Origin of the sequence: Pantoea sp. 9140 (genome assembly GCF_000745295.1) — a bacterium.
Lineage (GTDB): Bacteria > Pseudomonadota > Gammaproteobacteria > Enterobacterales > Enterobacteriaceae > Pantoea > Pantoea vagans.
Genome location: NZ_JQNO01000001.1, coordinates 907,937 through 921,165, shown reverse-complemented (window position 1 = coordinate 921,165; position 13,229 = coordinate 907,937). Strand labels below are relative to the sequence as shown.

At 57.8% G+C, this 13,229-nt stretch carries 13 protein-coding genes; 7 read left to right on the top strand and 6 right to left on the bottom strand.

Going from position 1 to position 13,229, the window contains the following annotated elements; translation table 11 throughout:
* Positions 1–147: 147 nt before the first annotated feature.
* The gene (gene pgl / locus FA92_RS04370) at positions 148–1,149 is read right to left on the bottom strand and encodes a 6-phosphogluconolactonase (protein ID WP_013357176.1); all 1,002 of its coding nucleotides are present in this window, start codon (positions 1,147–1,149) and stop codon (positions 148–150) included.
* A 155-nt stretch (positions 1,150–1,304) separates the two neighbouring features.
* Between pgl and FA92_RS04365 the strand changes: the two genes are divergently transcribed.
* Positions 1,305–2,123 carry a pyridoxal phosphatase gene (locus FA92_RS04365; RefSeq protein ID WP_013357175.1) on the top strand — a complete coding sequence of 273 codons (819 nt, stop codon included), beginning with the start codon at positions 1,305–1,307 and terminating at the stop codon, positions 2,121–2,123.
* On the opposite strand, the gene modC is transcribed toward FA92_RS04365, so the two are convergent.
* The 4 genes from modC to FA92_RS22465 all read right to left on the bottom strand — a co-directional run bounded on the left by modC (position 2,124) and on the right by FA92_RS22465 (position 4,942).
* The gene (modC, locus tag FA92_RS04360; RefSeq protein ID WP_033782359.1) at positions 2,124–3,182 is read right to left on the bottom strand and encodes a molybdenum ABC transporter ATP-binding protein ModC; all 1,059 of its coding nucleotides are present in this window, start codon (positions 3,180–3,182) and stop codon (positions 2,124–2,126) included.
* Positions 3,182–3,871, bottom strand: a complete 690-nt coding sequence (gene modB, locus FA92_RS04355; protein WP_013357173.1) for a molybdate ABC transporter permease subunit — start codon at positions 3,869–3,871, stop codon at positions 3,182–3,184. The genes modC and modB overlap by 1 nt, the downstream gene beginning before the upstream one ends.
* A complete protein-coding gene (gene modA, locus FA92_RS04350) occupies positions 3,868–4,641 on the bottom strand; it encodes a molybdate ABC transporter substrate-binding protein (protein WP_033782358.1) in 774 nt (257 codons plus the stop codon). Before modA ends, modB begins: the two co-directional genes overlap by 4 nt.
* Positions 4,642–4,786: 145 nt before the next feature.
* Positions 4,787–4,942 carry an AcrZ family multidrug efflux pump-associated protein gene (locus tag FA92_RS22465; protein WP_033731900.1) on the bottom strand — a complete coding sequence of 52 codons (156 nt, stop codon included), beginning with the start codon at positions 4,940–4,942 and terminating at the stop codon, positions 4,787–4,789.
* A gap of 136 nt (positions 4,943–5,078) precedes the next feature.
* On the opposite strand from FA92_RS22465, the gene modE reads away from it, so the two are divergent.
* The 6 genes from modE to gpmA all read left to right on the top strand — a co-directional run bounded on the left by modE (position 5,079) and on the right by gpmA (position 11,763).
* Positions 5,079–5,861 (top strand): molybdenum-dependent transcriptional regulator, encoded by a 783-nt coding sequence (gene modE / locus FA92_RS04340; RefSeq protein WP_033782357.1) that lies wholly within the window; start codon positions 5,079–5,081, stop codon positions 5,859–5,861.
* 69 nt (positions 5,862–5,930) lie between these two features.
* On the top strand, positions 5,931–7,403 hold the full coding sequence (modF, locus tag FA92_RS04335) for a molybdate ABC transporter ATP-binding protein ModF (protein ID WP_033784532.1): 1,473 nt from the start codon (positions 5,931–5,933) through the stop codon (positions 7,401–7,403).
* A 236-nt stretch (positions 7,404–7,639) separates the two neighbouring features.
* Positions 7,640–8,686 carry a galactose-1-phosphate uridylyltransferase gene (gene galT / locus FA92_RS04330; RefSeq protein WP_013357169.1) on the top strand — a complete coding sequence of 349 codons (1,047 nt, stop codon included), beginning with the start codon at positions 7,640–7,642 and terminating at the stop codon, positions 8,684–8,686.
* The gene (gene galK / locus FA92_RS04325; RefSeq protein WP_033782356.1) at positions 8,683–9,831 is read left to right on the top strand and encodes a galactokinase; all 1,149 of its coding nucleotides are present in this window, start codon (positions 8,683–8,685) and stop codon (positions 9,829–9,831) included. The genes galT and galK overlap by 4 nt, the downstream gene beginning before the upstream one ends.
* On the top strand, positions 9,825–10,859 hold the full coding sequence (gene galM / locus FA92_RS04320) for a galactose-1-epimerase (RefSeq protein ID WP_013357167.1): 1,035 nt from the start codon (positions 9,825–9,827) through the stop codon (positions 10,857–10,859). The genes galK and galM overlap by 7 nt, the downstream gene beginning before the upstream one ends.
* A 151-nt stretch (positions 10,860–11,010) precedes the next feature.
* Positions 11,011–11,763: a 2,3-diphosphoglycerate-dependent phosphoglycerate mutase gene (gene gpmA, locus FA92_RS04315; protein ID WP_003851893.1), complete on the top strand. Its 753-nt coding sequence runs from the start codon at positions 11,011–11,013 to the stop codon at positions 11,761–11,763.
* 342 nt (positions 11,764–12,105) lie between these two features.
* Here gpmA and aroG read toward each other — a convergent pair whose 3' ends face one another.
* Positions 12,106–13,158, bottom strand: a complete 1,053-nt coding sequence (aroG, locus tag FA92_RS04310) for a 3-deoxy-7-phosphoheptulonate synthase AroG (protein ID WP_013357166.1) — start codon at positions 13,156–13,158, stop codon at positions 12,106–12,108.
* Positions 13,159–13,229 lie beyond the last annotated feature (71 nt).

Sequence of the window (13,229 nt, the reverse complement as noted above, 5' to 3'; positions counted from 1 at the left end):
TTTTTGTCCATGGCGCGGGACGCTTTCCTCCTCTGACTGTATTCCCTGCGTGTTGAGCTAATCCATCGCTGTCCGATGCACCCTGATTTGAGTTTTTCAATCGTCTGAATGCCTCTCCCGCTCAGGAGAGGCGTTTTTCAGGATGCGTTACGCCTGCAGCTGATGAATCACCACCCACATCGGGCCCTGCCCTACCGCATAACGTCCCAGCGGCTGTAACAGCCCCTTCGGTTCGCTAATCGCATACACTTCGATGTGATGCGATTTCTGTCCCGCCGCCACCAGAAAACGTCCGCTGTGATCGATATTGAACCCGCGCGGCTGCGTTTCCGTCGGCTGGAACCCTTCCAGCGTCAGTTCATCGCCCAGTTCGCTGACGCTGAAAATTGCCAGCGTGCTGCTGGTGCGATCGCAGGCGTAGAGGAAACGGCCATCCGGCGTCAGATGAATATCGGCTGCCCAGCGCGTACCGCTGAAGTCAGGCGGCATCATATCCAGCGTCTGCACGCTTTCTGCTTCGCCTTCACCGGTATTTAATGCCCAGACATCAACCGTGCTGTCGAGCTCGTTGACGCAGTAAGCAAACTGCCCGCCCGGATGGAACTGCATATGACGCGGACCTGCGCCCTCTACCGTCGTGACCTGCGCCTGTTTGCGCGGCGTCAGCTGACCGTCTGCGCCCAGCGCAAACAGACAGATACGGTCCTGCTTCAGTGCCGGTACGTAGAGTGTCTTGTTATCGGTATCGATATTGGCCGAGTGACAGCCATCCAGGCCGTTGATCACCTGTAGCGGGGCCTGCGGAATGCCATCATCGCCAATCGGGCTGACGCTGACGCAGGCATCATTGTAGGAACCGCAGAACAGGAACCGACCCTCGCGATCGGTGGAAATGTGGGTCGGACTGCCCGGCAGCGGTGCCTGACCGGCTTCGGTCAGCGTGCCATCGGCGGCAATCTGGAACGCCAGCACGCGAAAATTGGGACGCACGCCGACATAGAGAAAATCGCGTTTCGGACTCACCACCATCGGCTGAACCTGACCGGCGACATCAATCACCTGAAGCAACGTCAGCGCACCCTCATCATTCATCTGCCAGACGTGAATCTGCTGGCTCTCGGGACTGGCGGTGTAAACAACCTGTTTCATGCATTCTCCTTTTTTGCTGCCTGATCATGATCTGTGAATCACTGTAGCGTGTTTTATTGGCCTGCGCTGGAATCATTTGTGCCCTGTTTTTTGTCTCCGGACCGTGGACAGGTGTAGACTTCAGCCTCTGCAAACCTGAAAAAACGAGAGGATGAATGAGCTACCGGGTAATTGCCCTCGACCTCGACGGCACGCTGCTGACTCCAGCCAAAACGATTCTGCCGCAGTCAATTGACGCACTGAACCAGGCCCGCCAGGCGGGTGTTCATGTCGCTATTGTGACCGGACGCCATCACTGCGCTATCCACCCTTTTTATCAGGCACTACAACTGGATACACCCGCAATCTGCTGTAATGGCACCTATTTGTATGATTACCAGGCGAAAAAGGTGCTGGCATCTGATCCTCTCGACCCGCAGCTGGCGTTACAGGTCATTGAGAGGCTGGATCAGCAGCAGATTCACGGCTTGCTTTACGTGGATGATGCGATGCTCTATCAGACGCCGACCGGTCACGTGATGCGCACGCTGAAATGGGCCGAATCGCTGCCTGAGCATCAGCGTCCGCTGTTCCGTCAGGTGCCTGATTTAGCCCAGGCGGCACGTGACGCCGGTTCGATCTGGAAGTTTGCCCTGTCGCACGACAATCATCAGGAGCTGCAACAGTTCGCCACTGCGGTGGAGGCGGAGCTGGGGCTGGCCTGCGAATGGTCATGGCACGATCAGGTGGACATCGCCAAAGGCGGCAACAGCAAAGGCAAACGGCTGGCGCAGTGGGTTGAATCGCTGGGGCTGAGCATGTCCGATGTGATCGCGTTTGGTGATAACTACAACGATCTCAGCATGCTGGAAACGGCCGGACTGGGCGTGGCGATGGGCAATGCCGACGAGGCGATCAAAGCACGGGCGAAAAAGGTGATCGGCACTAACCTTGAAACCGGTATTGCCGATACTCTCCGTCAGTTCGTCCTGTAATCAGGGCGTCACGGAGACGCTTTTAATCTGGGCATAGAGCCACTGTTCGGGCCGGATGCCCAGTTCATCGCGCGCCCACGGCGTGATGCGCGCCCAGAGTTCGCTGATGCCGATACGCAGCTTCACCTCCACCTGGTCTCCGACCTCCAGCAGCTCAACGACCTGTGCCGGTAAAATGTTGCGGATGGAGGTATGCTGCGGCAGTTGCAGCGCCAGCGAAACATCGGATGAGGCGATGCGAATACGCAGTGGCGTTTTCACCGGCTGATTCACCCGGCTGACCCAGATGTGCTGATCGCCCAGCGACAGCGCGGTCATCGGATAGTCGGGATGCTGCTCCAGCACCTGCACCCGCAGCACACTGGTCAGTTCGCTCACCGGCAGCCACGGCCGCATCGCGCTGCTGCTCCAGACCCGCTCCAGCGGACCAAAGGCTTTAACCTTGCCCGCATCCAGTACCAGCACGTTATCAGCCAGATGCAGGATTTCATCCAGACTGTGCGAGACGTAGAGCATCGGAATATCGACCTGCTTCGCCAGCTTTTGCAGATAAGGCATCAGTTCACGTTTGCGCGGCAGATCCAGCGACGCCAGCGGCTCATCCAGCAGCAGCATATCCGGTGCGGTCAGCAGCGCCCGGCCAATCGCGACCCGCTGCTTTTCACCGCCCGACAGCGACAGCGGAAAGCGCGACAGCAGCGCCTCCAGCCCCAGCAGCGAGGCCAGACTGTCGAACTGCGCTTTCATTGACGGCGCCATACCATATTGCAGGTTGCCCCGGACCCGGTAGTGCGGGAACAGCCGAGCATCCTGAAACACATAACCGATGCGGCGTTTTTCCGGCGGCAGCGCAATCTTCTGCTCTGCATCAAACAGCAGGCGATCGTTAAGCTCAATTCGCCCGCGCTGCGGCTGAGTCAGTCCGCTGATGGCGTTGATGAGTGAGGTTTTACCGGCACCGGAAACACCGAAAATGGCGGTGATCCCTTTGGCCGGGATCTGCAGATCGACCTCAAGCTGATGATCGCCCTGCTGCTGCATAAAGTTGAGTGATAGCATCAGCTTCCCATCCGCTTACGGCCTGCCCGTGCCAGCCATTCCGACGCCAGCAGTGAACCCAGTGCCAGCACGATAGCGATCACGCAGAGTCGCGCCGCCGCACCCTCTGCACCGGGCGTTTCGATCAGGGTAAACATCGCCAGCGGAAGCGTGCGCGTTTCACCGGGAATATTGGAAACGAACGTGATCGTGGCGCCAAATTCGCCCAGCGATCGGGCAAACGCCAGTACCGTTCCGGCGATCACACCCGGCAACGTCAGCGGCAGTGTAATGGTGAAAAAGACCCGCCAGCGTCCGGCACCCAGCGTACGCGCTGCCTGCTCCAGCCGGCTATCCACCGCTTCCAGCGCCAGCCGGATGGCGCGTACCATCAGTGGAAAGGCGATGACGGCAGACGCCAGTGCCGCACCGCGCCAGCTGAACGCAAAGCTGAAACCAAACCAGTCAAACAGCTTTTCACCAATGATCCCGCGTCGTCCCAGGCTAACCAGCAGCAGATACCCCACCACTACCGGCGGCAGCACCAGCGGCAGGTGAATCAGGCTGTCGAGCAGCGCTTTGCCGGGGAAACGGCAGCGCACCAGAATCCAGGCCATCAGGATGCCAAACGGCAGACTGCCCAGCACGGCTATGCCAGAGACTTTGAGGCTAAGCAGTACTGCCTGCCATTCGGGATCGCTGAGTATCATTTCGTTGGTGTGAATCCGTAATGTTTGAAAATCGCCGCAGCCTGCGGCCCTTTCAGGTAATCATAAAAGGCTTTAACGGTAGCCGTGTCGTGATCGTTTACGATCGCCATCGGATATTCCACCGGTTTATGGCTGTCTGCCGGAAAACGCCCCACCACCTGCACTTTGTCGCTGGCGACGGCGTCCGAACCGTAGACAATGCCATAAGGCGTTTCGTTACGCTCGACCAGCGCCAGCGCTGCCCGCACATTATTAGCGGGCGCTAACGCGGGCGCAACGCCGTCCCAGGCGCCCAGTTTTTGCAGCGCTTCTTTGGCGTAAATTCCCGCCGGAACGTGGTCCGGATCGCCAACCGCCAGACGTTCGCCGTGCAGCAATGTTTTCCAGTCGGTCTGCGGATCCAGCGTCACCGCTTTAGCTGCGGCACTGCGTGGCGCAATCAGTACCAGGTCGTTGCCCAGCAGGGTGTAGCGGGTGCGGGTTATCACGCTTTTCTTCGCTACGGCATCATCCATCCACTGCTGATCGGCAGAGATAAACAGGTCGGCAGGCGCGCCCTGTTCAAGCTGACGCGCCAGCGTGGAGGATGAGGCGAACGAAGAGACGACCGTTACGCCCTTTTCCTTCTGATACTGACTGGCAATATCCTGCATTGCATTGGTCAGAGAAGCCGCGGCAAACACGGTAATGTTATCGGCGGCCACGGCCTGTCCGGCCAGCGACACGGTAACCAGCGCCGCGACGCTCCAGCGGGTGTAATTAAATGACATGATTCTCTCCGGCTATTCGTTGTGTAGCGGATAATATAACGCAATATCAGGGAGGTTCAGTAAATTATCGGCAGGCGTCAGAGAAGGTTGAATCGGTGCGGGACAAAAATGACGACGCCCGCCTGGATGGCGGGCGTGGCAGAAATTAATTATGCGAACGGGCTGAAGATTTTTCGCGATGACCCACTTTAGAGAAGATATTAAACACTTCACCCAGGCCATAAATCATACCCAGCATCAGCGCCATTACCACAGGGACCATCAGTACGGCCACGGCGAGGCTTTTCAGTAATTCCAGCATGGAGAGTCTCACTCTGCTAACAAAAAAGTGATTGTAACGGGTCAGTAAAATTTTGCGCAGCCCTTTTCGTGCTTTTACTTTGGTCATAAAACGCCGCTATCATCGGCCTTCGCCTTAACCCTTTGCCGGAGCTGTCATGGAAGCTGAACTATCCCTTCATATCCGTTTACAACAGAAACTGTTTGCCGATCCGCGGCGTATTGAGCTGCTGAAACGCGTCCAGCAGACCGGATCGATCAGTCAGGGGGCGAAACTGGCTGGTATCAGTTACAAAAGTGCCTGGGATGCGATTAATGAGATGAACCAGATGGCGGATGAAACGCTGGTGGCGCGGGCAACCGGCGGCAAAGGCGGCGGCGGTGCCACGCTGACCCGCTACGGTGAACGCCTTCTTCAGCTGTTTCATCTGATGGAGCAGATCCAGCAGAAAGCTTTCGATGCGCTGCAGAAGGATACGCTGCCGCTCGACAGCCTGCTGGCGGCCATCGCCCGCTTCTCACTGCAGACCAGCGCCCGCAACCAGCTGTTCGGCACCGTGGTCAGCAACGATGCGCAGCAGGTGGTTCAGCATCTGCTGATTCAGCTGGCTGATGGCGTCACTCAGCTCAATGTGGCGCTGACCCAGCGCAGCGCCGATCGTCTGCAGCTGGCGGCGGGTAAAGAGGTGCTGGTGCTGATCAAAGCGCCGTGGATCCGCATCAGTCGTGACGCCGCAGAGGAAGACAATCAGCTGGCCGCCACCGTCACTGCCATCGAACCGGGTGAGCAGATGAGTGAGGTGCTGATGCAGCTCGCCAGTGGCGAAACCCTGTGTGCCACTCTTACTAATGAACAGCTACAGCAGCTGAAGCTGCAGCCCGGCGACGCGGTGATCGCCAGTTTCAATGCGGAGAACGCCATCGTCGCCACCCTGCTCTAGCAGCTGATTTGACATCATTACAGCCAATGATTACAACTCAGTGACACGATGCAGAAAATGGAACAGATCATGGCTTCATTGCATATTTTGCAAGGCACGTTTCAACTTAGCGATACCCGGATACTGACGCTGAATCAGGTGGAACTTCAGCGCGGCGAAAGCTGGGCCTTTGTCGGTGCAAACGGCAGCGGTAAATCCTCACTGGCGCGCGCACTCTCCGGTGAACTGCCGCCGCTTGCGGGTTCAGTCAGCAGCGATTTCACAAGGCCGGTCCGTCTGTCGCTGGAGCAGTTACAGACGCTGGTGGCGCAGGAGTGGCAGCGCAACAACACCGATATGCTCAGCGAAGGCGAAGAGGATACCGGGCTGATCGTGGCAGAGGTGATTCAGGCGGAAGTGCAGCAGCCGGAACGTTGCAAACAACTGGCACAGCAGTTTGGCATCGAACCGCTGTTGTCACGCCGCTTCAAATATCTCTCAACCGGCGAAACCCGCAAAACCCTGCTTTGCCAGGCCCTGATGAACCAGCCAGATTTGCTGATCTTAGATGAGCCGTTTGACGGACTGGATGTGGCGTCGCGTGCCAGCCTGACCGACACGTTACGCAATCTGCAGCATCCGGCGTTTACGCTGGTGCTGGTGCTTAATCGCTTTGACGATATTCCCGATTTCGTTCAGCAGGTGGGTGTGCTGGCGGAGTGCACGCTCACGCACAGTGGCCCGCGCCAGACGATCTTAACGGAAGCGCTGGTGGCACAGCTGGCACACAGTGAGCAGCTGATGGGTATGGCGCTGCCCGAAGCGGATGTGCCGGATCAGCTGCCTTCACTGGCGGATGATGCCCCGCGCGTTATCCTGCGCAACGGCACCGTCTCCTACAATGATAAGCCGGTGATTCAGGGGCTGAACTGGCAAGTTAACGTGGGCGAGCACTGGCAGATTGTCGGTCCGAACGGCGCCGGAAAATCGACGCTGCTGAGTCTGGTAACCGGCGATCATCCGCAGGGCTACAGCAATGATCTCACCCTGTTTGGCCGTCGTCGCGGCAGTGGCGAAACCATCTGGGATATCAAACAGCATATTGGCTATGTCAGCAGCAGCCTGCACCTCGATTATCGCGTCAGCACCAATGTGCGGACGGTGATCCTGTCGGGTTTCTTCGACTCCATCGGTCTGTATCAGGCGGCGTCCGATCGGCAGAAAGCGCTGGCACAACAGTGGCTGACACTGCTGGGAATGGATAACCGGCTGGGCGATGCGCCGTTCCACTCGCTCTCATGGGGACAACAGCGGCTGGTGCTGATTGCCCGCGCGCTGGTTAAGCATCCGACGCTGCTGATTCTGGACGAGCCACTCCAGGGCCTCGACCCGATTAACCGTCAGCTGGTACGGCGCTTCGTCGACGTGCTGATTGGCGAGGGACGCACTCAGCTGCTGTTTGTATCGCACCATGCCGAAGATGCCCCCGCCTGTATCACGCATCGCCTGAGCTTTGTTCCCGATGATGGCGGCTACGCTTTTCAGCAGGAAACGCTGCGCTAACGCGTTAACAACGCCCCTCAACGCCGCCATCGCGGCGTTTTAAAAACACATCTGTGTAATCGCTACCATTCCTGCCTGCCTTCGACGCCGCATTACCGCATACAATGCCACGAAATAAGAATATTCAGCTTGTGTAAACGATACCATTTATCCAGACTTGATCACGCTTTCAGGCGCGCTGATGTGCTACTTTTTACTGATGCCTCTCTGGCTTTTGACGCTTACCAGGATCTCACATGGAAAAATTCAACCCGGTCGATCACCCGCATCGCCGTTACAATCCACTGATTGATCAATGGATTCTCGTTTCACCTCATCGGGCCAAACGTCCGTGGCAGGGCGCGCAGGAAACACCGGCGGTTAATACCTTACCGTCGCACGATCCGGACTGCTTCCTGTGTGCCGGAAATACCCGCATCACCGGCGACAAAAACCCGGACTATGCTGGCACGTACGTCTTTACCAATGACTTTGCTGCACTGATGACCGACACGCCTGACGCGCCCGAGAGCGACGATATCCTGATGCGCTGTGAAAGCGCACGCGGCACCAGTCGGGTCATCTGCTTCTCGCCCGATCACAGCAAAACTCTGCCGGAGATGTCACTGAGCGCGCTGGAAGAAGTGGTGCGCACCTGGCAGGCGCAGACCGCCGATCTGGGTCAGCACTATCCGTGGGTGCAGGTGTTTGAGAACAAAGGCGCGGCGATGGGCTGCTCTAACCCGCATCCGCACGGTCAGATCTGGGCTAACAGCTTCCTGCCGAATGAAGCGCAGCGCGAAGATGATCATCAGCGCGACTATTTCGCTAAACATGGCTCGCCGATGCTGGTCGATTATCTGGCACGTGAGCAGCAGGATGGCAGCCGCACCGTGGTGGAAACCGAACACTGGCTGGCCGTCGTGCCGTGGTGGGCCGCCTGGCCGTTTGAAACCCTGATGCTGCCGAAAGCGCACGTTAAACAGCTAACCGATCTCAGTGAAGCGCAGAGTGCCGATCTGGCGAAAGCCATCAAGCTGCTGACCAGCCGCTACGACAACCTGTTCCAGTGCTCCTTCCCCTACTCCATGGGCTGGCACGGCGCGCCTTTTAACGGCGAAGCCAACGATCACTGGCAGTTGCATGCGCACTTCTATCCGCCGCTGCTGCGCTCAGCAACGGTACGTAAATTTATGGTTGGCTATGAAATGCTGGCCGAAACCCAACGCGATTTAACGGCGGAACAGGCGGCGGAACGTCTGCGTTCTGTCAGCGACGTTCACTTCCGTGAGGCACAACAATGAGCTTAAAAACCATCACGCAGCAGCTTTTCTCTGACACCTTCGGTTACGCCGCCACCCACACCATTCAGGCGCCGGGCCGCGTTAACCTGATTGGCGAGCACACCGACTATAACGACGGCTTCGTGCTGCCGTGCGCCATCGATTACCAGACGGTGATCGCCTGCGCCCGCCGTGACGATCGCCAGATTCGCGTGGTCGCGGCTGATTATGAGAATGCGCAGGACACCTTCTCGCTGGACGAAGAGATCGTCAGCGTGCAGGAACCAATGTGGGCTAACTATGTGCGCGGCGTGGTGAAACATCTGCAGCAGCGTCATGCTGATTTCGGCGGCATCGATATGGTGATCAGCGGCAACGTGCCGCAGGGTGCGGGCCTCAGTTCATCCGCCTCGCTGGAAGTCGCGGTTGGCACCGTGGTGCAGCAGCTTTATAACCTGCCGCTGGATGGCGCAGCCATCGCGGTGAATGGTCAGGAAGCGGAGAACCAGTTTGTTGGCTGTAACTGCGGTATCATGGACCAGCTGATTTCCGCACTGGGGCAGAAAGATCACGCCATGCTGCTCGACTGCCGCACGCTGGGCACGCGTCCGGTGTCGATGCCGGAAGATATTGCGGTGGTGATCATCAACTCCAACTTCCGTCGCAGCCTGGTCGGCAGCGAATACAATACCCGCCGCGAGCAGTGTGAAGCGGGCGCGCGTTTCTTCAGCAAGAAGGCGCTGCGTGACGTTGAACTGACCGAGTTTGAAGCGGCGCAGGCGCAGCTCGACCCGCAGGTGGCAAAACGCGTGCGTCACGTCCTGACCGAGAACGCCCGTACGCTGGAAGCGGCCGATGCGCTGACTCAGGGCGACCTGACCCGTATGGGCCAGCTGATGGCCGAATCACACGCCTCGATGCGTGACGACTTCGGGATCACCGTGCCGCCGATCGATACGCTGGTTGAGATCGTGAAAGCGCAGATCGGTGAACGCGGCGGCGTGCGTATGACCGGCGGCGGCTTTGGTGGCTGCATCGTGGCACTCATGCCACTGGATCTCGTCGATCAGGTGAAAGCCGCCGTTGCTGAGCAGTATGAAGCCGCGACTGGCATCAAAGAGACCTTCTACGTCTGCAAAGCCTCTGAAGGAGCGGGCCAATGCTGAATGACGTCAACTCCCATGCGCCCGACGGTCAGCCGTGGCGCATAACGGTACTGCGCAATGCCAACGGCATGCTGGCGACCTTTATGGACTGGGGCGCAACCTGGCTTTCTGCCCGCATCCCGATGCAGGATGGCACCGTGCGTGAAGCGCTGCTCGGCTGCGCCACACCCTCTGACTATCTGCATCAGGATGCCTATCTGGGTGCCACGGTGGGCCGTTACGCCAACCGCATCGCCGGAGCAAAGCTCAATAAGCTGAACCGCCAGCTGGTGCCAAACCAGGGTGCCCATCAGCTGCATGGCGGGCCGGAAGGCTTTGATAAACGCCGCTGGCAGATTGTCAGCCAGTCCGACAGCGAGGTGCATTACCGCATCGATTCGCCGGATGGCGATCAAGGCTATCCGGGCAATCTGATTGCCGACCTGCACTATCAGCTGGATGACCAGAACTGCCTGAGCATCCGCTATGAAGCGCGCTGCGACCAGCCCTGCCCGGTCAATCTGACTAACCATGCCTACTTTAACCTTGATGCGCATCATGGCGACGCACGCCAGCATCGCTTACAACTGCACGCCGACCAGTATCTGCCGGTCGACAGCGAAGGGATTCCGAATGCCCCGCTGAAAGCCGTCGCCGATACCAGTTTCGATTTCCGCAACGCCAAAGTCGTGGCGCAGGATTTTCTGACAGACGACGATCAGCGGGCGGTGAAGGGTTATGACCATGCGTTTCTGCTCAACAGTGCAGGCGACGATAGTCAGCCTGCGGCGGAACTCTGGTCAGAAGATGGCAGGTTACAGCTCAGCGTGACCACCTCGGCACCGGCACTGCAGTTCTACACCGGCAACTACCTGGCCGGTACGCGTGCCCGTGAGCAGGCGAGCTATACTGCATTCCAGGGCATTGCGCTGGAGAGTGAATTTTTACCGGATTCGCCTAATCATGCTGAGTGGCCTCAGCCGGATTGCTGGCTGCAGCCGGGAGATCGCTGGGAATCCGTGACGCGGTATCGCTTCACGCCACGCTGAGCCTCCGGCTGAAAAACGCGCAGTGCGTCACACACAGGCTTACGCGCTGCCCGCTTTTCCGTTATGGTATGGCGCAATCAGCTCGTGTTTCAGGCGGGCAGCAGCAGGTTTCCAATCTCACAGAAACATCACAGTATTAAGGAGTTAAGCTATGGCTGTAACTAAGCTGGTTCTGGTGCGACACGGCGAAAGCCAGTGGAACAACGAAAACCGCTTTACCGGTTGGTATGATGTTGACCTTTCTGAGAAAGGTCGTGGCGAAGCCAAATCAGCAGGTCAGCTGCTGAAGAAAGAGGGCTTTGTTTTTGATTTCGCTTACACCTCCGTACTGAAGCGTGCGATTCATACGCTGTGGAATGTGCTGGATGAGCTGGATCAGGCCTGGCTGCCGGTTGAGAAAACCTGGCGTCTGAACGAGCGTCACTACGGTGCGCTGCAGGGTCTGGACAAAGCGGAAACTGCTGCCAAATATGGCGACGAGCAGGTTAAGCAGTGGCGTCGCGGCTTTGCCGTTACCCCACCAGAGCTGGATCGTTCAGATGAGCGCTTCCCGGGCCATGACCCGCGTTACGCGAAACTGACCCCGGAGCAGCTGCCAACGACCGAAAGCCTGGCGCTGACCATCGACCGCGTTATCCCTTACTGGAATGACACCATTCTGCCGCGCATCAAAAGCGGTGAGAAAGTGATCATTGCCGCACACGGCAACTCACTGCGTGCGCTGGTGAAATATCTGGATAACCTGAGCGAAGATGAAATTCTCGAGCTGAACATCCCTACCGGCGTTCCGCTGGTGTATGAGTTCGATGAAAACTTCAAACCGCTGAAACGCTACTACCTGGGCGACCAGGACGAGATTGCTGCGAAAGCCGCCGCCGTTGCGAATCAGGGTAAAGCGAAGTAATTTCTCGCTGACATGCAAAAAGGCCAGACGAAAGTCTGGCCTTTTTTATTGGGCTGCGCCCGGCAATGCTGCGCGTCATGTTTAACTGCCAGAGTAAAAGCCTGGATGTCAGCACGTACCAGACTAATCACATACTCAAATCCGTCTAAGTCTGGCAGCAATAAACTAGCTCGACGCGCAGGGAACAGGGTCAGAAGAGGAAAGCGTCCCGCGCCAGGGATGGCGCGGGCAGAGCGACCAGGGACTGGCTTGAGCGTCTTTCCGATCTGTCCGTGTTCCCTGAGCAGGCTCACTCTCCACAGCAAATCCGGCCAGACTTTGTTAATGAGTCTGAATAACCAATCAACCGCGGCGCTGTTTAACCGCTGCCGCCAGCTGACGCAGCACTTTATCAGTATCTTCCCAGCCGATACAGGCGTCGGTGACGCTTTTGCCATAGACCAGCGGCTCGCCGCTCTCCAGGCTCTGGTTGCCTTCCACCAGATGACTCTCAATCATCACACCGACAATCGCCTGCTCACCGTTGATCAGCTGCTGTGAAACATCGTCTGCCACAACCATCTGACGCTGGAACTGCTTGCTGCTGTTGGCATGGCTGAAATCGATCATCACCTGCTGTGGCAGACCCGCTTTCGCCAGACCCGCTTTAACATCAGCGACATGCTGCGCGCTATAGTTCGGCTCTTTGCCGCCGCGCAGGATGATGTGGCAGTCACCGTTGCCGCTGGTTTCCACAATCGCGGAGTGACCATACTTGGTTACTGACAGGAAACAGTGCGGGGAGCCCGCTGCGTTGATCGCATCAATCGCCACCTTGATCGTGCCATCGGTGCCGTTTTTAAAGCCTACCGGACAGGAAAGACCGGATGCCAGCTCGCGGTGAACCTGAGATTCCGTAGTACGCGCACCAATCGCGCCCCAGCTCATCAGGTCTGCCACATACTGCGGGGTAATCATATCCAGAAACTCGCCCGCCGCCGGTAAACCGCTGTCATTAATCTCCAGCAGCAGTTTACGCGCCAGACGCAGACCGTCGTTCAGCTGGTAGCTGTTATCCATATACGGGTCATTAATCAGCCCTTTCCAGCCCACCGTCGTGCGCGGCTTTTCAAAATAGACCCGCATGACCACTTCCAACTCGCCTTTCAGCTCATCACGCAGTGCCAGCAGGCGGCTTGCATACTCTTTCGCCGCGTCAGTGTCATGAATTGAGCAGGGTCCAATCACCACCAGCAGACGATCATCCTTGCCCTGCAGGATCTGATGAATCGCCTGACGGGCATGTGAAACGGTCTGTGCAGCACGATCGGTCGCCGGGAATTTTTCGAGCAGCGCAACAGGAGGTAACAGCTCTTTAATCTCTTTGATGCGTAAATCATCGTTCTGGTAATTCATACTGATTCCATATTATTTCTTGCCCGGCGCCCGCCGGACACATCCTGTCCAATGTAGCCCGAAGCGTCAGG